Source organism: Cryobacterium sp. Hh38, assembly GCF_004403235.1.
Lineage (GTDB): Bacteria > Actinomycetota > Actinomycetes > Actinomycetales > Microbacteriaceae > Cryobacterium > Cryobacterium levicorallinum.
In genome coordinates this window covers 1-19,945 of record NZ_SOHD01000043.1, presented here as the reverse complement: position 1 = coordinate 19,945, position 19,945 = coordinate 1, and the positions used below count along the sequence as shown (strand labels likewise).

Sequence of the window (19,945 nt, the reverse complement as noted above, 5' to 3'; positions counted from 1 at the left end):
CGGCCGGTGCGCTCGCGACGAGCGCCACCGGCGGGAGCCGAGTCGCGGCTGCGGCCGCCGTCGTTACGGTCGGTGCGGGCACCGCCCTGGCTTGCGCCGGAGCGGCCGGCGCCGGCATCGCGGCCGCCCTCTGAACGGCCACCCTGCGAACGGCCACCTTCGGAACGACCGCCTTCGGAACGGCCACCCTGTGAACGACCGCCTTCGGAACGGCCACCCTGTGAACGTCCGCCCTGCGACTGGCGCTGCTGCTGCGGCGCTTCGACGCGGGGAGCTGGCTTGACATAGGCAGCAACATCGCCGACGAGGGCGTCGACGGCGGGGGAGGAAGCATCCACGCGCTGCGGGGTCACCTTGATGGCGGCCTTGCGCAGCAGAGCGTCGGTGTCGCGCTTCTGCTCGGGCAGCACGACGGTGACGACGTCACCGGCGCTGCCGGCGCGGGCGGTACGGCCCGAACGGTGCAGGTACGCCTTGTGCTCGGCCGGCGGGTCGACGTGGATGACGAGTTCGATGTCGTCGACGTGCACGCCGCGAGCGGCGACATCCGTTGCGACGAGAACCTTGACCGTGCCGGCGCTGAATGCGGCGAGGTTGCGGTCACGGGCCACCTGTGAGAGGTTTCCGTGCAGGTCGACGGACGGGATGCCAGCGTCGGTGAGGCTTTTGGCGAGCTTCTTGGCCTGGTGCTTGGTGCGCATAAAGAGGATGCGACGGCCTGAGCCGCTCGCCAGCTTCTGCACGAGGTCCTTCTTGGCATCGACGCCGGCGACCTCGAACACGTGGTGGGTCATGGCCGAGACGTGGCTGTTGGCCTCGTCGACGGAGTGCATCACGGGGTCGTGCAGGAAGCGCTTGACGATCTTGTCCACGCCGTTATCGAGGGTGGCGGAGAACAGCATGCGCTGGCCGTTGCCGGGAGTCTTGTCGAGGATGCGGGTGACGACGGGCAGAAAGCCGAGGTCGGCCATGTGGTCGGCCTCGTCGAGCACAGTGATCTCAACCGAGTCGAGGTTCACGAAGCCCTGCTTCATGAGGTCTTCGAGGCGGCCGGGGCAGGCCACGACGATGTCGACGCCGGCCTTGAGCGCGGTGACCTGGCGGCCCTGCGAGACGCCACCGAAGATCGTGGTGGTGTTGAGGCCGTAGGCCTCGGCGAGCGGGGTGATGGCGTTGGTGATCTGCGTGGCGAGCTCGCGGGTCGGCGCGAGGATCAGGCCGAGCGGGCGGCCCGGGCGACGCTTGCCGCCGGCTAGGGTGCCGCCGAGGCGCGAGACCATCGGAATGGAGAAGGCCAGGGTCTTGCCCGAGCCGGTCTTGCCGCGGCCGAGCACGTCGCGGCCATTCAGGGTGTCCGGAAGGGTGTCGACCTGAATCGGGAAGGCGGTGTCGATTCCCTGGGAAGAGAGAACCTTTACCAGGGGAGCCGGCACGCCGAGCGTGCTGAACGTTGTGGACAAATCTGTAGACAAAATGGTGCCTTTCGGGCATCAGTCTCCTCGCCCGTTCGAATTATCGCGCAGCGATAAGCAAACCAGGAGGATTCACATGGCGAAGGTGCCGAAGGGCACATCCGTTCGCCGTAAGAATGTTTCATTCGAAAAATCAGGTCAGCCCTGGTGGGCCGCCAGATAGAGAAGAGGGCGTTCTACGACGCAGCAAGCGCAACTACGCACTCGCAAGTTCTCCTACACTAGCGGATGCTGTCAAATCGGCCCACCCGCGGCATCCGTTGCGCTGCCGCACGGCTGCGCCGCACCGTGCAGACCCGGTGGTCGCGCGCCGTCTCAAGACTGCGCGCGAAAAACTGGGCTTCTCACCCCGGATAACTACTGGAATTCGATCGTGTCGACCACGCTGTCGTAACCCAGCCAGGTCGGCGATGTGAATCCGCCCTCGGCGTTGCGCTGTGACGAGTAATAGACGACCAAGCCGCTTTCGGTGTCGAAAGTCGGGGTGCCCCGATCGAGACGGCTGTGGATCGATGGCGCCGTGCCGGCGAACGTCGCGGCGGCCAGCGGTGCTCCGGAGAATGCACCTTGTCCGATGGCCGTCATCGAACCCGGAATGGCGATGCGAGTCAGCTCGGTCTCTTCGAAGGCATAGGCACCGATCTCGGTGAGCCCTTCGTGCAAGGTGACCGATCTGAGGGGATTGTTGGCGAACGCCCCGTTGCCGAGAGTGGTGACCGACGCGGGAATCTCAACGGTGCTTAACTCGTTGCCGGCAAAAGCGCCCTCCCCCAATGAATGTGAGCGATTTGGAGAACAGGATAGTCGTCAGATTGTCATTGAGGAAGGCCCAACTGCCAATGGTCGTCACGTTCTCGCCAATCGAGACGGCGTCGAGGGTGACCGCGCTGAAGAATTCGTCAGCGACCGCAGTGACGAGATACTCGTCGAGGCCGTTCCAGACCGAATCGGGAATGACGACGGTCGACGGGCCGTCGTAGCCGATTGCCACCACCGTTCCGGGTTCGGCGCAGTACGCGTAGGTGATGCCGCTGTCCGCGGTGAAGCAGTTTTCGTCGTGTACCGGTCGAGTGGTCGTCACCAGCAGGCTCGCGACCCGACGACCCTCACCAGCGCACGGCAGGCCAGGCACAGCCCCCGTCGATCGTTGAAACCATCCAACATGCGGCCTCCGTTTGTAGATGACTTCGCGTTGTTTACGACCTATGGGTTCGCAGCTTCAGAAGCCCTTCGGCACAGGCGGAAATTCAGCATATGTCTTACCTTGGTCGCACAGCCAGGGTCACAACACTGGGCCTGACCGCGAGGACTACCGGGATTTGGCCGCTGTCGATGCACCGGCGCGCGGCAGCGTGCGGTCGGCGCGCCCAATAGGCGTCAGAAAATCGCTGCACGGCGGGCTGGTGGATTCACCCGAGGTGTTACAGCTACTGGCGTTTACGCACTCGGATACCGCTGGGAGTCAGGAGTGGCCGCCGTGGTAGAGCTCGCCGACGGGCACGTCGACGCCGATGATATTGCCGCTCTGCGGCAGCGGGCAGGCCCACATCGGGTCGTACGCGCAGGAGGGGTTGTAAGCAAAGTTGAAATCGAGAATGAGGGTGTCGTCGTCGACCCCCGGGCCGAGGTCGGCACCCTTGATGGTGTCGAGCAGGTAGCGTCCGCCGCCGTAAGTTCCGCCGCTTTTGCCGGCCAGGGCATCTTTCAGCGGCAGGAACAGGCCGCCGCCGTAGCTTGCGAGCCGCCACACGTCGAGCGAACCAAGGTAGGGCAGGCGCACGGTGCCGACCAGGTCGAAGGGCACGGTGCCGTCCGTGCCAGTTTCCACGTTCATGCGATGGGACTGCTCGGAGCGGTGCACCTCGACTTCAAACCGCCAGTCCGGGTCGTACGCGGCAATGGGAAGCCCGGTGAAGGCCGAACGGTCGTCGGGCAATAACGGCGACGACGGATGCCCCGCAAACAGTTCATCCCGCCCCGACCGCCACAATTCGTGGCCGCTTTTCGGGCTGCTCACGCTGAGCTGGCGCACCCCCGCGTACAAACCGGTCACACGCCGACGCCAGTCCGCGATCTGCAAGGCCCCCAGGGAAGAACTCATGGTGGCTACGCTACCGCTGGCGGGCCCGATGCATAGAGGAGATGGCGCGGGGAAACTGCGGAAGCGCTAGTTGCCGTCGTCGGACTCCCGCTGCGACAGCGGCACAAAGTTGGGGTCGTCGATGCCCACGTCGTGCTGCCAGGTGGGGGCGAGGGACTTGAGGCGCAGCATCCGCCATTGCCAGAACGCCCAAAACGTCGGCCAGAGGGCGATCGTGGCCGGGCGGCCGCGAAAAATGAGCTGGTCCCGGTAGAGGGTTTTGCCGGTGCCAGCCGGGTCGGGCGCGATCGCCATGCGGTGATCCCAGAGCGTGACCGCACTCAGCGCGCCGGAGACGCCGCGACCGGTATCGCGCAGAATGCGCACGCCGTCGGGCCGGTGCGTGGAGTTGGCAAGGCGAATGATCTGGGTTCCCATCGGCACCAGGCCGAGCATGGAGAACACGGCGGGGTGTTCGCCCGGTTCCCACCGGGTGGGAAACCCGTCGGGTTCGAGAGACTCGACCGCCATGAACGGGCTGCTCACCTCGCGAAAGACGGCGGGGCTGTGGATGGCGTGCCAGGCAGCATCCGGTGTGCAGTCCAGAATCTCTTTCAGGAGTACTCGCATCTGCTTAGTTTGGCGTGTGCGTGGCATGCGGTACAACTAGGAATGTGGCAATTCGGTTCTGGCTCGGCGTTGTGCACCGCGAGCACGTGCTGCGCGGTGTCGATTTGGGCATCGCCCGCGCCAATCGCGGCGCCGGGGACCTGATCGCGCAGATGGGCGAGGCCGACGGCATCGTCTACTACTCCCCGAAAACTGCGATCGAGGGCGATCCGCTCAAGGAATTCACGGCCATCGGCCGAATAGCGGATGCCTATGCCTACCAGGTGGGCGACCCCGCGAACGAGTTTCGGCCCTGGCGACGCCGGGCCGACTACGATCTGGATGCCTGGCCAACCAGCATCCGCCCGCTACTGCCCGTGCTACAGCTCACCCGCGGAAACCCGGACTGGGGCTTCCAGCTGCGCCGCGGCGTGCTCGAGATTTCGCGGCACGACTTCGAGATGATTCGGCAGCAGATGCGGCGGCCCTCTGCCGACGACCGGTAGCGCCCAGTAACCCTCATTAGACTCACGGCTATGAATGGCGATCTCTGGTGGGTACCCTCGGTCATCGTTATCGGCCTCGTGTTGGCCGGAGTCTGGGCGCTGGTGGCAGCTTCGCGGCGGCGCACCCGGGCTCGGATCGGGCAGGTGAACGCTGAGGCGGCTCTTCTCGCCCGTAGCGCGGCGATCAGCCTGGTTCGCGCCGACGATCTGGTGCAAGACGCGACCGACGAGCTCGGCTTCGCCATCGCCCAGTTCGGCGAGTCTTCGACGCGGGAATTCGCCACGGCGCTCAGCACGTCGAAACGCCAGCTCAGTGATGCTTTCGCGCTGCAGCAAAAGCTCGACGACGCCGTGCCGGACACCGCTGCCGAACGCACCCGCTGGAACCAGCAGATCATCCAGCTCGCCGACGAGGCCACGGGCCGACTGACCGGCCAGGCGCGTAATTTCACCGCCAGGCGCGGCGTGGAACGCAACGCCCCGCAGCAACTCGACGAACTGCGCCGACGCCTCGATCGCGTGTCCGACCGGATCGCCGGCGGAGCGAACACGCTCGCCCGGCTCGGTTTGAGTTATTCGCCGCCGGCGCTCGCTGCAATCAGCGGCAACGTTTTGCGGGCGCAAACCGCACTCGACCTGGCCGCGGCGGCCGCCGATGCTGGCGCTGCGCGCCTCGAGGCCGCGTCGTCCGAACCGGTGGGGGAGCAGCTGCAGTCCGCCGAGCACTCCCTGTTTCAGGCGACACAACTGCTCGACGCGATTGAAACCGGCGAGGACTTGCTGCACCGTGGTTTCGCGAACTTGCAGCAGGCACTGGATGCTGCCGGCTCGGAACTCGCGCAGGCGCGAGCCCTGCGCGACGGTCACGAAGAATCCGATACGAGCGCGTCCCTGAACCTCGTCATCACCGCGGCGGCAGCCGTGCAGGCGCAATTGCAAGAGCCCGGGAGACTCAGCGACCCATCCTCGGATCTCGTGAAGCTGGAGGCGGCGATGAACGGGCTGGACAGCATCCGTTCGGAGGCACGCAATCGGCAGTTGCGGCTCGAGAACGCCCGCACCGCCCTGGCCGGCGCGCTGCTCACCGCCCGCAGCCAGATTACGATCACCCGCGACTTCGTGTCCACCCATCGCGGTCGGGTGCAGGCCGCCGCGCGCACCCGTTTGGCCGAGGCTGAACGGCAGCTCGCGCTCGCCGTGGCCGAGGCCGACCCGGTGACCGCGCTGGATACCGCTCGTCGAGCGATGATGCACGCCACGGATGCCGACGCCCTCGCCCGCTACGACGTGCACTGAACGCGTGCGCGCCGACCTGGTGCGCCCTGAACGTCTGGGCGCTGAACGTCTGGGCACTGACCCTGGGCGCTGAACTCAGCCGACCGGCGGGAGCCTAGGGCCGGCCGAGGCCGCGGCCCGACGCCGGATCGCCGGCGTGATTTCGCGGCGTAACCAGCTGATGGCGTGGGCCTGATCGAATCGGCGGGCGCAGAGTCCACAGGCCAGCGGCCGGGTGGGCTGCCGATACCGAAAATGGGTGTGTCCGGCGGGGCAGGTGCCCACCCAGGGGGCGAGTTCGTCGGCGATCTCGCCGTCGTGGGTGCGCTTGCCGTCGTAGCCAAGGTCGAAGGCCACCTTCTTCCAGCGCGGACCATGCCCGGCAGGCGGCCCGGCCAGGGCGTGCGCGAATTCGTGCAGCAGGATCTGGTGCACGTCGTCGTCGGCATAGCGGGAGGCGAGGTAGCGCGACACCGTGATGTGCTTCGCGCTGAAATTGCACAGGCCGGCACGTTTTTTCGCGTTGTCGAAGCCGAAGGTCCAGCTGGGGTCGAGGTGCAGCACGATGAGCGCGTCGGCCCAGCGTCGCACCTGGGCGAGATCGGCCATCAGGGCGCCGCCGTTTCCCCGAGGCAAGCGGGGGTCTGAGCGAGATCAGACGTCGGGAAAGACATCAGGGCGCCACCGCCACTTGCAGGAGCCGGTCGTCTTCAGCCGCCGGGGAGCCCCGGCCATCCGTGTTATTACTCACGAACCACAGTGTGCCAGCCGGCCCCGACACCACGTCGCGCAACCGGCCGTATCCGTTGACAAACCACTCGGTGGGGGTGTCGGTGGAGGATGTGCTCAGAATCGGGATGCTCCACAACCGTTGCCCGCGCAGGCTCGCCATGAAGATGGTGTCGTTCACGATGGCGATGCCGCTCGGGCTCGCTACGTCCGTCGACCACTGACGTTCCGGGTCGAGATACGCCGGGTCGCCGGCCTGGCCCTCGACCAGCGGCCAGCCGTAGTTGCCGCCGGGAACGATGCGGTTGAGTTCGTCCCAGGTGTTTTGCCCGAACTCACTCGCCCACAGCTGGCCGCGCGAATCCCAGGCCAGGCCCTGTGGATTCCGATGCCCGAATGAGTACACCAGCGTGCCGAACGGGTTGTCCGCTGGCACGGCACCGGTCGGTGTCATTCGCAAAATCTTGCCGCCGAGCGAGTCCAAGTCCTGGGAATTGACGGTGTCTCCGGCGTCCCCGACCGTGGCGTAGAGCAGTCCGTCGGGGCCGAACGCGAGGCGGCCACCGTTGTGATTGCCGGCTCGGGGGATGGAATCGAGCACGAGGGTGGGTGCCCCGAGGGTGTGGCTGCCGGGGGAGCCGGCCAACGGCATCCGTTCGATGCGGTTGTCGGCCGCCGTTGAGTAGTAGGCGTACACCCAGCCAATGCCGCTCGGGGCCGCCCGGTCGGCGAGAAAGGCGAGGCCGAGCAGCCCGCCCTCACCGCTCGGGCGCGCCGCCGCGACGGTGCCGGCGTCGCGCAGACTGCCGTCGGCCAGCAGTTCGCGAAGCCGGGTGGTGTCGCGTTCGCTGATGAGAGTGGCGCCGTCGGGCAGTCGCAGAATCGACCACGGAGCCTGAAGCCCCGACGTGATCACGACCGGTTCGCCGACCGGATGCACCGGTGCGAGCGGGTCAGCACCGGCATCCGTTGCGCTCGGCGTCGGTTGGGCCGGTGTCGTGGTGGTCGGAGTGGCGCGCGGATCCGCAGCGCTGCACGCGGTCAGGGTGAGAATCACGAGCACGGCCGTGCCCACCGCACGCCGCCGCCGCTCGGTCGAATCGGTCACCGGTCACCTCGCCTTCGTCGTGAACACAGCATGCCGCTTAACGCGTGCGGCGGCCAGTAGCTGGCCCCGGGCCCGTTCACTCGCGGCGGGACTGCAGGTCAGGCCTGAGCGCTGCGAGCAGCAATGTGCTGCTCGACGACGGCAACGGCCAGCAACGAGCTGTCGAGTTCGTCGGCGTCGGCGCCGTCTTTCTCACGCAGAAACACGGCGGCAGTGAAGTCGGCGAGGGCGCCATCGAGGTTGTCCTGGTCGAAGTACACCTTGCCGCGGTGCTGGCGGGCATAGGCGGCGAGGCGGCTCCACTCGTGCACCTCGGAGTCGAGTATGCAATGCGTCAACTCGCTCGCGGCCTCGACGAGCTTGCCCTGAAATTGCAGGACCTGCGCCCGACGGATGCGACTGGCCACCGCCTGCTCCCGGTTGCCGGTGAAGCGCGACTGGCGCACGGCCTCGTTGGCCACTTCCCAGGCTTCATCGAGCCGGCCGACGAGGCGCAGCAGGGCGACCTTTTCGTTCAGCGCGGCCAGGCTGCGCAGGGTGCCGAGTTCTTCAAGCCGCTCACCGGCGGCCTGAAGGTCTACTTTTTCGCGCAGGGTGATGGGGTCGTAACCGATGATGAAACTCAGGGTGTGTTCCTGTAATGACGAAGGCGGACGCGGCCGCGCGGAGAAATGACGGGTGCCCCCAGAGTACCGCCGCCCGCGGGCATCCGGTCGCCGGCTAGTGCCCGATCTGGAAGACCGTGCGGCCGGGCAGCGGCGACTGCGTCGACGTCTCGTCGGTCGCCACGAGCGAACCGGCCATGAACTGCTTGAGTTCGGTTCCCTCGATCACCTTTGCCGGGTGCGGACCGTTGGCCAGCAGCCGCGGAATCCAGTTGAGGTCGATCGGCGTGTGCGCTGCGATGAACACGATGTTGCCGAACCGGCGCCCCTTGAGCACCTGCGTCTCGGCGAATCCGATCACGTGCGGAAACACCGCCGAGAGGGTTGCGGCCTGGCCGCGCGCGAACGCGAGGCCGGGGCCATCCGCTACGTTGACGGCAAGTACGCCGCGTGACGACAGCAGCGGGGCGGCGAGCGCGAAAAACTCGCGGCTCGTGACGTGCTTCGGGGTGCGCGCCCCGGAGAAAATGTCGACCACGACGAGGTCGACCGCGCCCTGCAGCCCGTCGGGAAGCTTGCCGAGCACCTCGCGGGCATCGCCATGGCGCACGCGCAGCTGGGCGCGTTTGTCCCACGGCAGCACTTCCCGAACCAGGTCGATCAAATCGCTTTCGATCTCGACCACCTGCTGGCGCGAGCCCGGCCGGGTCGCCTCGACGTAGCGCGGCAAGGTGAGCGCGCCGGCCCCGAGGTGGACGGCGGTGATCGGCTCGTGCGGGTCGCCGAGCAGGTCGATGACGTGCCCGATGCGCTGGATGTACTCGAAGAACAGCTCATCCGGGTGATCGATGTTCACGTGTGACTGCGGGGTACCGTCGACCACGAGCTGAAAGCTGCCGGGGGTGAAACGGTCGGGTTCGATCACCGCAGTGTGTCCGCTCAACTTCAACACGACAGACGGATGCCCCTCCGTCACCTCACCCTTACGCCCAGTACTCATCGTCCTAGTCTGCGCCCTGTCTGCGTGCCCGCGCCGCAGCATCCGCTTCGCGAAAGCGCAAAAAGTGCCCGATTGAGAGTGTCAAACGGGCACTTTTTGCGCTCTCGCGAGAAGACGGAGGGTGTTATACCTGAGAGTTTGCAGATTTGCAACAATTAGGTGGACATGACGCGAATGGGGGCATATAGTTGATCCTTGCGCTCCCAGACAAACTATGCCTTCATATTGCGGTCGGCTTTGCGTGTTCAAGCCACCTTGAGGCACACCTCTTATGAGGGTCTGCGGAGTCATCACCAATAACAGTAACTAGACCTGACGGGGTCCACGGAGGTTATTTCCTTGGCTGCTGCGCGCAACGCAACCACCAACTCACCCAAGAACGGCCGCTCGCACGAGCGTCTGTCGTTCGCAAAGATCAGCGACCACTTGAACGTTCCGGATCTGCTTGCTTTGCAGACCGAGAGCTTCGACTGGCTCGTCGGCAACGACATCTGGAAGGCTCGCGTCGCCGAAGCCCAGGCTGCCGGACGCCAGGACCTGCCGAATCGCACCGGGCTCGATGAGATCTTCGAGGAGATCTCTCCCATCGAGGACCTCGGCGAAACGATGCAGCTGTCCTTCACCAACCCGGAGCTCGAGCCGGAGAAGTACACCATTGACGAGTGCAAGGAAAAGGGTAAGACCTACTCCGCACCCCTCTACGTGAACGCTGAGTTCATGAACCACCTCACCGGTGAGATCAAGACTCAGACCGTGTTCATGGGTGACTTCCCGTTGATGACCCCCAAGGGCACCTTCGTGATCAACGGCACCGAGCGTGTCGTCGTGTCGCAGCTGGTGCGCTCCCCGGGCGTGTATTTTAACCGCGAGCAGGAGAAAACGTCTGACAAGGACATCTACTCCGCCCGTGTCATCCCGAGCCGTGGTGCCTGGCTTGAATTCGAGATCGACAAGCGCGACCAGGTTGGCGTGCGCATCGACCGCAAGCGCAAGCAGTCCGTGACCGTGTTCCTGAAGGCCCTCGGCCTCACCAGCGAGCAGATCCTCGAAGAGTTCAAGGGCTACGCGTCCATCGAGCTCACCCTCGAGAAGGACAACATCCTCACCAAGGAAGAAGCCCTCAAGGACATCTATCGCAAGCTGCGCCCCGGCGAGCAGGTTGCCGCCGAGGCTGCGCGTGCGCTCCTCGACAACTTCTTCTTCAACTCCAAGCGCTACGACCTGGCCAAGGTTGGTCGTTACAAGATCAACCGCAAGCTCGGCCTCGAAGCTCCGCTGAGTGACTCCGTACTGACGCTGGCGGACATCCTGGCCACCATCAAGTACCTCGTCGCCCTGCACGACAACCAGACCACCCTTCCGGGTCTGCGCGACGGCAAGATGACCGACATCAACATCGACATCGACGACATCGACCACTTCGGTAACCGTCGTATCCGTGCCGTCGGCGAGCTCATCCAGAACCAGGTGCGCACCGGCCTGTCCCGCATGGAGCGCGTTGTTCGCGAGCGCATGACCACGCAGGACATCGAAGCGATCACCCCGCAGACGCTGATCAACGTGCGCCCTGTCGTCGCCGCGATCAAGGAGTTCTTCGGTACGTCGCAGTTGTCGCAGTTCATGGACCAGAACAACCCGCTCGCCGGACTGACGCACAAGCGTCGCCTGTCCGCGCTGGGCCCGGGTGGTCTGTCCCGTGACCGCGCTGGCGTCGAGGTTCGAGACGTTCACCCCTCGCACTACGGCCGCATGTGCCCCATTGAGACCCCTGAGGGCCCGAACATCGGCCTGATCGGTTCGCTCGCCTCGTTCGCGCAGATCAATGCGTTCGGTTTCATTGAGACGCCGTACCGTCGGGTGCTGAACAACAAGGTCACCGAGACGATCGACTACCTCACCGCGAGCGAAGAGGACGACTTCATCGTCGCCCAGGCCAACGCGCCGCTCACCAAGGACTCGCACTTCGCCGAGGCCCGCGTGCTCGCCCGTAAGAAGGGTGGCGAGGTCGACCTCGTTCCCGCTGAAGACATCGGCTACATGGATGTCTCGCCGCGCCAGATGGTATCGGTCGCGACCAGCCTCATCCCGTTCCTCGAGCACGACGATGCAAACCGCGCACTCATGGGTGCCAACATGCAGCGTCAGGCTGTGCCGCTGCTGCTCAGCGACAGCCCGCTCGTCGGAACCGGCATGGAGGTCTACACGGCCATCGACGCCGGTGACGTGCTCACCGCGCTGAAGCCCGGTGTGGTCTCCGAGGTGTCGGCTGATGTCGTCACCATCCAGCTCGATGAGGGCGGCACGCAGGACTACTACCTGCGCAAGTTCAGCCGCTCCAACCAGGGCACGAGCTTCAACCACCGCGTGATCGTCAACGCCGGTGAGCGGATCGAAGCCGGCGAGGTTATCGCCGACGGACCCGCCACCGACCAGGGAGAACTCGCCCTCGGAAAGAACCTGCTCGTGGCATTCATGCCGTGGGAAGGCTACAACTTCGAGGACGCGATCATCCTGAGCCAGAACCTGGTCAAGGACGACACCCTCTCCTCGATTCACATCGAAGAGTACGAAGTGGATGCCCGCGACACCAAGCTGGGTAAGGAAGAGATCACTCGCGACCTTCCCAACGTGTCGCCGGACTTCCTCGCCGACCTCGACGAGCGTGGCATCATTCGCATCGGAGCCGAGGTTCGCCCCGGCGATATCCTCGTCGGCAAGGTCACGCCCAAGGGCGAGACCGAGCTGTCTGCCGAGGAGCGCCTGCTGCGCGCCATCTTCAACGAGAAGAGCCGCGAAGTTCGCGACACCTCGCTGAAGGTTCCCCACGGTGAGCGCGGCACCATCATCGGTGTCAAGGTGTTCGACTCGCAGGACGGCGACGACGAGCTTGGCAGCGGCGTCAACCAGCGCGTGGTCGTGTTCATCGCCCAGAAGCGCAAGATCACCGAGGGTGACAAGCTCGCCGGCCGTCACGGCAACAAGGGTGTTATCTCCCGCATTCTGCCGATCGAGGACATGCCGTTCCTCGCCGACGGAACCCCGGTTGACATCATCCTTAACCCGCTCGGTATCCCCGGTCGCATGAACTTCGGCCAAGTGCTCGAAACCCACCTCGGCTGGATTGCGAAGCAGGGCTGGAACGTCGAGGGCAAGCCGAAGTGGGCTGCTCGTCTTCCGGAGCACGCCTTCAGCGCCGCACCCGGCACGAAGGTCGCCACCCCGGTATTCGACGGTGCGCTCGAGATCGAGATCGAGGGTCTTCTAGACTCCACGACCCTAACCCGCGACGGCGAACGCCTCATCGGTTCCTCGGGCAAGACCCAGCTCTTCGACGGCCGCTCCGGCGAACCGTTCCCGATGCCGGTGTCCGTTGGATACATGTACATCCTGAAGCTCCACCACCTCGTCGACGACAAGATCCACGCTCGCTCGACCGGCCCGTACTCCATGATCACGCAGCAGCCGCTGGGTGGTAAGGCGCAGTTCGGTGGACAGCGTTTCGGTGAGATGGAGGTGTGGGCGCTCGAAGCATATGGAGCCGCTTACGCCCTGCAGGAACTCCTGACCATCAAGAGCGACGATATCCTCGGCCGCGTCAAGGTGTACGAGGCCATCGTCAAGGGTGAGAACATCCAGGAACCCGGCATTCCCGAGAGCTTCAAGGTTCTTATCAAGGAAATGCAGTCGCTCTGCTTGAACGTCGAAGTACTTTCGGCCGATGGCACCGCAGTCAGCCTGCGCGACACGGATGACGAGGTGTTCCGTGCTGCGGAAGAACTCGGCATCAACATTTCCACCCGGTTTGAGTCGTCGTCCATCGACGACATCTAAGCCCGGTCCAAAGAAACTTCGAAAACTTTCCAAGGAGAGAAATTGCTCGACGTAACAACATTTGACGAGCTTCGTATTGGCCTGGCTACCGCAGACGACATCCGTCGTTGGTCGCACGGTGAGGTCAAGAAGCCCGAAACTATCAACTACCGCACGCTCAAGCCGGAAAAAGACGGCCTGTTCGGCGAGCAGATCTTCGGACCCTCACGGGACTGGGAATGCTCGTGTGGCAAGTACAAGCGTGTTCGCTTCAAAGGCATCGTCTGCGAGCGTTGCGGTGTAGAGGTCACGAAGTCGTCGGTGCGCCGTGAGCGCATGGGCCACATCGAACTCGCTGCCCCGGTCACGCACATCTGGTACTTCAAGGGTGTGCCCTCGCGTCTCGGTTACCTGCTGGACATGGCTCCGAAGGACCTCGAAAAGGTCATCTACTTCGCCGCCTACATGGTCATCACGGTGGACGAAGACGGTCGCCACCAGGACATGCCCGGCCTGGAGAACGAGCTGCGTCTCGAACTGAAGACCATTGAGTCCAGCCGCGACTCGCGCATCGCCGATCGCCTGCAGCGCCTTGAAACCGACCTCGCAGCACTGGAGGCCGAAGGCGCCAAGAGCGACCAGAAGAAGCGCACCAAAGACGCCGCTGAAAAGGAAATGGGCCAGATTCGCAAGTCTCTGGACGAGCAGGTTGCTCACCTCGAGCGCGTCTGGGAAGACTTCCGCACCCTCAAGGTCGGCGACCTGAAGCCGGAAGACTCCGTCTTCCACGAGCTCCAGGACCGTTTCGGCATGTACTTCGAGGCCTACATGGGCGCCGAAGCCATCAAGAAGCGCCTTGAGGCCTTCGACCTGGTCACCGAGAGCGAAAACCTGCACCTGCAGATCGCTGAGGGCAAGGGTCAGAAGAAGATCCGCGCCATTAAGCGTCTGCGCGTGGTCAACGCGTTCATCATGACCGGCAACTCGCCGGCCGGAATGGTGCTCGACGTCGTTCCGGTGCTCCCGCCGGAACTCCGCCCGATGGTGCAGCTCGACGGTGGCCGCTTCGCGACTAGCGACCTCAACGACCTCTACCGTCGTGTGATCAACCGCAACAACCGCCTGCGTCGTCTGCTTGACCTCGGTGCTCCCGAGATCATTGTCAACAACGAGAAGCGGATGCTGCAGGAGGCCGTCGACGCACTGTTCGACAACGGTCGCCGTGGTCGCCCGGTCACCGGAACCGGTAACCGTGCCCTGAAGTCCCTGAGCGACATGCTCAAGGGAAAGCAGGGTCGTTTCCGCCAGAACCTGCTCGGCAAGCGCGTGGACTACTCCGGCCGTTCGGTCATCGTGGTCGGCCCGCAGCTCAAGCTGCACCAGTGTGGTCTGCCCAAGCAGATGGCACTCGAGCTGTTCAAGCCGTTCGTGATCAAGCGCCTGATCGATCTGAGCCACGCTCAGAACATCAAGGCTGCCAAGCGCATGGTCGAGCGTTCGCGTCCGCAGGTCTGGGACGTGCTCGAGGAGATCATCCGCGAGCGCCCCGTTATGCTCAACCGTGCACCCACCCTGCACCGCCTCGGCATCCAGGCCTTCGAGCCTCAGCTCGTTGAAGGTAAGGCAATCCAGCTGCACCCGCTCGTTTGCGCGGCGTTTAACGCCGACTTCGACGGTGACCAGATGGCCGTGCACCTGCCGCTGTCGGTTGAGGCCCAGGCCGAGGCTCGCATCCTGATGCTCGCCTCGAACAACATCCTCAAGCCGTCCGACGGCCGCCCGGTGACCCTGCCCACCCAGGACATGATCATCGGTCTGCACCACCTCACCACGATGAAGGAAGGTGTGGTCGGAGAAGGCCGCGCGTTCTCCACCGTGTCAGAGGCGATTCTCGCGTTCGACCAGAAGACGCTCGACCTGAACGCCAAGGTGCGCATCCGCTTGACCGACAAGTACTTCACCGAGGGCACCCAGCCCGAAGGCGTCGAGCTCGTCAACGGTCAGGCTGTCGGCACCGTTCTCGTCACGACGAGCCTCGGTCGCGCCATCTTCAACGAGGCGCTTCCGGCCGACTACCCGTACTTCGAAGACGTTGCCAACAAGGTCACCATGTCGACCATTGTCAACGACCTCGCGGAGCGGTACGTCAAGGTTGAGGTTGCTGCAACCCTCGACCGGATCAAGGATGCCGGTTTCTACTGGGCAACCCGAAGCGGTGTGACCGTAGCGCTCAGCGACATTCTGACGCCTCCGAACAAGAAGGAGATCGTCGCTGGCTACGAGAAGCAGGCTGCCAAGGTTCAGGGCCAGTTCGACAAGGGTCTGACGACCGACCTCGAGCGTCGCCAGGAGCTCATCCAGATCTGGACTCGTGCCACGGAAGATGTCGCCGCAGCGATGCAGGCGAACTTCCCGGCCGACAACACCATCAACCGCATGGTGACGTCTGGTGCTCGTGGTAACTGGCTGCAGGTGCGTAACATCGCCGGCATGCGAGGCCTCGTGAACAACCCGAAGGGTGAGATCATCCCTCGCCCGATCATCTCGAGCTACCGCGAGGGCCTGTCCGTCGCCGAGTACTTTATTGCTACTCACGGTGCTCGTAAGGGTCTGGCCGACACGGCTCTGCGTACCGCCGACTCGGGGTACCTCACCCGTCGTCTGGTGGACGTCTCGCAGGACGTCATCATCCGTGAAGACAACTGTGGAACGACGAAGGGCCTTGACCTGCCGATCGCCGGAACCGATGCCACGACCGGTGCGCTCCTGCGGGGCGACGACGGCGGCCTCCTGGTCGACTTCAACGTCGAGAACGCGGTCTACGCTCGCAGCCTGGCCGCAGCCGCGGTCAACGCTGCCGGTGAGGTCATTGCCGACGCCGGAGACGACGTCGGAGACGTGCTCATCGCGAAGCTCATCGCCGGTGGAGTCGAAACCATCAAGGTGCGTTCCGTGCTGACCTGTGAGTCTGCCGTCGGTGTCTGTGCTGTCTGTTACGGCCGGTCGCTCGCCACGGGCCAGCTCGTCGACATCGGTGAGGCCGTCGGTATCATCGCCGCACAGTCCATCGGTGAGCCCGGCACCCAGCTGACCATGCGTACCTTCCACACGGGTGGGTCGGCATCCGCTGACGACATCACCCAGGGTCTGCCGCGTGTTCAGGAGCTGTTCGAAGCGCGTACCCCCAAGGGTGCGTCGCCCATCGTCGACTCCGCCGGACGCATCACGATTGAGGATTCGGACAAGGGCCGCAAGGTCATCCTGACCCCCGACAGTGGCGACGAAGCAATCGCCTACCCGGTGCTCAAGCGTTCAACCCTCCTCGTTGAGGATGGCCAGCACGTTGAGCTGGGGCAGCAGATCATCATCGGTGCCGTCGACCCGAAGGAAGTTCTTCGCGTCAAGGGTGTTCGCGCGGTGCAGAAGCACCTCGTCTCCGGTGTGCAGGAGGTCTACCGTTCGCAGGGTGTACCGATTCACGACAAGCACATCGAGGTCATCGTTCGTCAGATGCTTCGCAAGGTGACCGTCGTCGAACACGGCGACACCGGACTGCTCCCGGGCGAGCTCGTTGACCGGTTGAAGTACAACGACCTCAACCGCACCGCGCTGACCGAGGGCAAGAAGACGGCATCCGCTCGCCAGGAGGTCATGGGTATTACCAAGGCTTCCCTCGCGACCGAGTCCTGGCTGTCGGCCGCTTCCTTCCAGGAGACCACCCGGGTTCTGACCCAGGCGGCCATGGAAGGCAAGAGCGACCCGCTGATGGGCCTCAAGGAGAACGTCATCATCGGTAAGTTGATCCCCGCCGGCACCGGCCTTCCTCGTTACCGCGACGTCACCGTCGAGGCAACGGAAGAAGCCAAGGCTGAGCGTTACCCGAACCGCATCTTCACCGAAGATGCCACGTTCAACGAGGGTGACCTGAGCTTCGTCGACTTCGACAGCTTCTCGTCGGACGACCTCACTCCTGGTACGTACAACTAGTAGCTCGAATAACTGATCGGCAGCTCTCAATGGATGGCCCCTGCTTCGGCAGGGGCCATCCGTCGTTCAGATACCCGGGCAGGGTGCTGGGTGCCGTGGAGGCGCCCGCGTCGCCTCGCGGGGTACGCTCGAGGGCCGAGTTTGTCACCGATGCGCCCGAACTTGTTTCTGGGGGCGAGCACGTGCGGTTGAAAGTCACGTTGGCTCGGTCCAACGGACAGAATGACGACATCGTCGTCACAGCGGCCGCCGCCGCCAGCACTTCCGATGTGGCCGGTACAATCGCCCGGGTCAATCCGCGCTCGGCGCTCACGCCCGGTGGCGCCGACCGGCCGCTCACGCTGCGCACGGTCGCTCCCGGCGGCACCGATTGGTTACTCCTGCCGCCGGACGCTCTGATAGGCGAGGATTGGGTCGGCTCTGGCGCGAGAGTTGCCCTGGCGGACTCCGACACGTTTTTTCTCTCCCACGAGCACGGTGCCGCCGCGACCCTCGCCGTGATCCGTGTGCTGACCGGCCCCGACGCCGGAGCGCATATTGCCCTCGGCCGCGGTACGACCATCATCGGGCGCGACGCCGAGTGCGACGTGGTGCTTAGCGACAAGCTGGTGTCGAAACGCCATGTACGTCTCGAAGTCGCCGCGGGCATCGACCTGGTGGACCTCGGTTCGGCCAACGGTGTCGTCATCGACGGCGGACTGGTCACCCGCTTGCACATCGAACAGAGTGAGACGGCGCAGATCGGCGACACCCAGCTGCGCATAGCGGTCGTGCAGACCGTGGCCGCGATCGGCGACCAACACCGCGACGGTCCGGTGTGCTTCAACCGGTCAACGAGGGTGGAAGGACGTTAGGCCGGTCAGGATTTCGCGGCGCCCGAGGTGTGCCGACCGAGAAAGACGACCAGCCGTTCCCCTGGCTGGCCATGGTGGCACCGGTTCTGCTCGGAGAGTCGCCCTCGACCCACGATGCGCTCGCGCAACACGATCGACGCGTCCCTGCGCGGCGCACTGCTGCCCGAATTTCAGGAGCGTCTCGAAGCCGTCATCACCGAACACGCCACGGTTGATTAGGTTCCGCTCATCGACAACCTGTTTGATCCGGGCGACCTCGGTGTGGCCGGCAGTGCCGCCGCTTGCGCCGACACCGTTAATTCGCTGCTCGTTCAGCTCACCGCCCTGCACTTCGCACGCCGCCTCGCTCCGGTCATCGACGCCGGTGTACTCATCGCCGATTCGAGCGAACTGCCCCGCTCCGTATCGATGGTCACGCTAATCGGCCACGACCTTATTGCGGCGCACGACGCCGCGATCGACCGGTGGCGGCAAAACGCCTCCATGCACGATCGCACCCCCGGCGCGGTGCCGCGCGCCAAACGGGCCGGAACCCTGCGCGCCATTGTCGGTTCCACCGGAGTGCAGTCCATGCACCTCGACCTGCGCACCCAGGGCCCGCACGCCCTGGTCGGAGGCACCACCGGCGCCGGCAAGAGCGAATTTCTGCAAGCCTGGGTGCTCGGCATGGCAGCCGAATACAGCCCGGACCGGGTGGCTATTCTCTTCGGCGTGGAAACGGCGTGGAAACGGCGTGGAAACGGCGTGGAAAAGGCGTGGGAACCGCCGAGTGGCCCGCTCGCCGGGCAGGAGCGCGAGCTCGGCCCGACCGACCAGGAGAAGCTCGTCGCCGCCCTCGTCGGAGCGGCTGGTGCGGCGCAGATTCCCGCGCCGCGGCGGCCCTCGCTCGACGAATTGACGTTTCTGTGCAACCTGGCGCCCATCGTGACCCAAACGGATGCTGCCCTCGCGCTGGGCCCGGCCGACGCGCCCACCGAGCAAAAAAGCGCCCGGTCTGTTTTCTGCCCGATGTCGACGGACACATTGGCATCTACGGCACCGGCGGATCCGGCAAGAGCGTCGCCCTGCGCACCCTGGTGATCGCGGCCGGCCGCACGAGCGCCGGCGGGCCCGTCGCGGTTTATGGCCTCGACTTCGCCGCCGGCAGCCTCCGCAGGCTCGAACCGCTGCCGCACGTGGGCAGCATCGGCGGCGGCGGCGACATTGAACGCATCATTCGCCTGTTCCGGCTGCTCAAGGCCGAACTTGAAGCGCGCGGCAACCGCTTTGCCGAGGCCACCGCGTCAACGATCGCCGAGTACCGCGCGCTGGCGAACTGCCCCAACGAGCCGCGCATCCTGCTGCTCATCGACGGGTTCGCGGCCTTTCGGGAAGACTGGGAGGTCGCGAGCGGCCGGTCGAACTGGTACGACGTGTTCCGCAGCATCCTCTCGGATGGTCGTCAGCTGGGCATCCACGTGGCTTTTACCGCATACCTGGCCAGCCCGCGCATGGCGATCGTCGTCGAAAACCTCGCGGACTTTCTGCAGACCCCGGCCGATGCCGCGCTGGTTGAGCTCATCAAACAGGTCAAGCGCAGTGATCATTTTCTGGTCGCCGATGGTGAAACCGCGTCGTGGAACTCGTCCTGGCCACTGTTCGCCGAGATGAAGAATTCCAGGCGCGGCCTGCTGCTGCAGCCCGACACCATCCAGGGCGACATTCTGCTCAAGACTCCGCTGCCGCGACTGAACCGGGCCGAATTTCCGCCCGGCCGGGGCATGATGGTGGCCGGCGGCAAGGTTCTGCGGGTGCAGCTTCCGCTCGTGGAATAGCGGCAATTGCCTTCCCGGAGTCTTTGGCTGCTGTATTGACCATCAGTATTGACTATCATCCCGCGCCACTCCTCCTCCTCCTCCTCCTCCTCCTCC

At 64.8% G+C, this 19,945-nt stretch carries 17 protein-coding genes; 8 read left to right on the top strand and 9 right to left on the bottom strand.

Features of this window, described 5'->3' with window-relative positions; genetic code table 11:
* From E3T41_RS16240 to E3T41_RS16220, 5 genes are all read right to left on the bottom strand, one after another.
* Positions 1 to 1,472 (bottom strand): DEAD/DEAH box helicase (locus E3T41_RS16240; protein WP_134479395.1); only part of this gene is annotated, 1,472 nt, incomplete at its 3' end.
* 357 nt (positions 1,473 to 1,829) lie between these two features.
* Positions 1,830 to 2,246 carry a leucine-rich repeat domain-containing protein gene (locus tag E3T41_RS16235; RefSeq protein WP_134479394.1) on the bottom strand — a complete coding sequence of 139 codons (417 nt, stop codon included), beginning with the start codon at positions 2,244 to 2,246 and terminating at the stop codon, positions 1,830 to 1,832.
* A complete protein-coding gene (locus E3T41_RS16230) occupies positions 2,203 to 2,604 on the bottom strand; it encodes a leucine-rich repeat protein (protein ID WP_166791601.1) in 402 nt (133 codons plus the stop codon). The genes E3T41_RS16235 and E3T41_RS16230 overlap by 44 nt, the downstream gene beginning before the upstream one ends.
* A gap of 330 nt (positions 2,605 to 2,934) precedes the next feature.
* Positions 2,935 to 3,573, bottom strand: coding sequence for a DUF1684 domain-containing protein (locus tag E3T41_RS16225; RefSeq protein ID WP_134479392.1), 639 nt, complete (start codon positions 3,571 to 3,573; stop codon positions 2,935 to 2,937).
* 66 nt (positions 3,574 to 3,639) lie between these two features.
* Positions 3,640 to 4,182, bottom strand: a complete 543-nt coding sequence (locus E3T41_RS16220) for a hypothetical protein (RefSeq protein ID WP_174775306.1) — start codon at positions 4,180 to 4,182, stop codon at positions 3,640 to 3,642.
* A gap of 44 nt (positions 4,183 to 4,226) precedes the next feature.
* Between E3T41_RS16220 and E3T41_RS16215 the strand changes: the two genes are divergently transcribed.
* Positions 4,227 to 4,667 carry an EVE domain-containing protein gene (locus E3T41_RS16215; protein WP_233194879.1) on the top strand — a complete coding sequence of 147 codons (441 nt, stop codon included), beginning with the start codon at positions 4,227 to 4,229 and terminating at the stop codon, positions 4,665 to 4,667.
* Positions 4,668 to 4,697: 30 nt separating this feature from the next.
* Positions 4,698 to 5,963, top strand: a complete 1,266-nt coding sequence (locus E3T41_RS16210) for a hypothetical protein (protein ID WP_134479391.1) — start codon at positions 4,698 to 4,700, stop codon at positions 5,961 to 5,963.
* Between the two features lie 75 nt (positions 5,964 to 6,038).
* Here the strand turns inward: E3T41_RS16210 and E3T41_RS16205 are convergent, their stop codons facing one another.
* The 3 genes from E3T41_RS16205 to E3T41_RS18680 form a co-directional block, all read right to left on the bottom strand.
* Positions 6,039 to 6,551 (bottom strand): SprT-like domain-containing protein, encoded by a 513-nt coding sequence (locus E3T41_RS16205; RefSeq protein WP_092451988.1) that lies wholly within the window; start codon positions 6,549 to 6,551, stop codon positions 6,039 to 6,041.
* Between the two features lie 64 nt (positions 6,552 to 6,615).
* On the bottom strand, positions 6,616 to 7,779 hold the full coding sequence (locus E3T41_RS16200) for a sorbosone dehydrogenase family protein (protein WP_134479390.1): 1,164 nt from the start codon (positions 7,777 to 7,779) through the stop codon (positions 6,616 to 6,618).
* A gap of 98 nt (positions 7,780 to 7,877) precedes the next feature.
* Positions 7,878 to 8,090, bottom strand: coding sequence for a hypothetical protein (locus tag E3T41_RS18680; protein WP_233194881.1), 213 nt, complete (start codon positions 8,088 to 8,090; stop codon positions 7,878 to 7,880).
* Positions 8,091 to 8,108: 18 nt separating this feature from the next.
* Here E3T41_RS18680 and E3T41_RS18675 point away from each other — a divergent pair, with 18 nt between their 5' ends.
* Positions 8,109 to 8,420 (top strand): hypothetical protein, encoded by a 312-nt coding sequence (locus E3T41_RS18675; RefSeq protein WP_233194883.1) that lies wholly within the window; start codon positions 8,109 to 8,111, stop codon positions 8,418 to 8,420.
* A 79-nt stretch (positions 8,421 to 8,499) separates the two neighbouring features.
* Here E3T41_RS18675 and E3T41_RS16190 read toward each other — a convergent pair whose 3' ends face one another.
* Positions 8,500 to 9,384: a spermidine synthase gene (locus tag E3T41_RS16190; protein ID WP_092451982.1), complete on the bottom strand. Its 885-nt coding sequence runs from the start codon at positions 9,382 to 9,384 to the stop codon at positions 8,500 to 8,502.
* A 339-nt stretch (positions 9,385 to 9,723) separates the two neighbouring features.
* On the opposite strand from E3T41_RS16190, the gene rpoB reads away from it, so the two are divergent.
* The 5 genes from rpoB (at position 9,724) to E3T41_RS18660 (ending at position 19,849) form a co-directional block, all read left to right on the top strand.
* Entirely contained in the window at positions 9,724 to 13,215 is a 3,492-nt protein-coding gene (gene rpoB / locus E3T41_RS16185; protein ID WP_092451980.1) for a DNA-directed RNA polymerase subunit beta, read from the top strand.
* A gap of 42 nt (positions 13,216 to 13,257) precedes the next feature.
* Positions 13,258 to 17,181 (top strand): DNA-directed RNA polymerase subunit beta', encoded by a 3,924-nt coding sequence (locus tag E3T41_RS16180; RefSeq protein WP_092451978.1) that lies wholly within the window; start codon positions 13,258 to 13,260, stop codon positions 17,179 to 17,181.
* 188 nt (positions 17,182 to 17,369) lie between these two features.
* Positions 17,370 to 18,035 (top strand): FHA domain-containing protein, encoded by a 666-nt coding sequence (locus E3T41_RS18670; RefSeq protein ID WP_241991215.1) that lies wholly within the window; start codon positions 17,370 to 17,372, stop codon positions 18,033 to 18,035.
* A 261-nt stretch (positions 18,036 to 18,296) separates the two neighbouring features.
* A complete protein-coding gene (locus E3T41_RS18665; protein WP_241991214.1) occupies positions 18,297 to 19,115 on the top strand; it encodes an FtsK/SpoIIIE domain-containing protein in 819 nt (272 codons plus the stop codon).
* On the top strand, positions 19,037 to 19,849 hold the full coding sequence (locus E3T41_RS18660; protein WP_241991216.1) for an FtsK/SpoIIIE domain-containing protein: 813 nt from the start codon (positions 19,037 to 19,039) through the stop codon (positions 19,847 to 19,849). The genes E3T41_RS18665 and E3T41_RS18660 overlap by 79 nt, the downstream gene beginning before the upstream one ends.
* Positions 19,850 to 19,945 lie beyond the last annotated feature (96 nt).

Excerpts from the sequence above, each read along its gene's own strand:
- E3T41_RS16225 (WP_134479392.1), bottom strand. The coding sequence starts at position 3,573 with ATGAGTTCTTCCCTGGGGGCCTTGCAGATCGCGGACTGGCGTCGGCGT.
- E3T41_RS16220 (WP_174775306.1), bottom strand. The coding sequence starts at position 4,182 with ATGCGAGTACTCCTGAAAGAGATTCTGGACTGCACACCGGATGCTGCC.
- E3T41_RS16210 (WP_134479391.1), top strand. The coding sequence starts at position 4,698 with ATGAATGGCGATCTCTGGTGGGTACCCTCGGTCATCGTTATCGGCCTC.
- E3T41_RS16205 (WP_092451988.1), bottom strand. The coding sequence starts at position 6,551 with ATGGCCGATCTCGCCCAGGTGCGACGCTGGGCCGACGCGCTCATCGTG.
- E3T41_RS18675 (WP_233194883.1), top strand. The coding sequence starts at position 8,109 with ATGCGTCAACTCGCTCGCGGCCTCGACGAGCTTGCCCTGAAATTGCAG.
- E3T41_RS16190 (WP_092451982.1), bottom strand. The coding sequence starts at position 9,384 with ATGAGTACTGGGCGTAAGGGTGAGGTGACGGAGGGGCATCCGTCTGTC.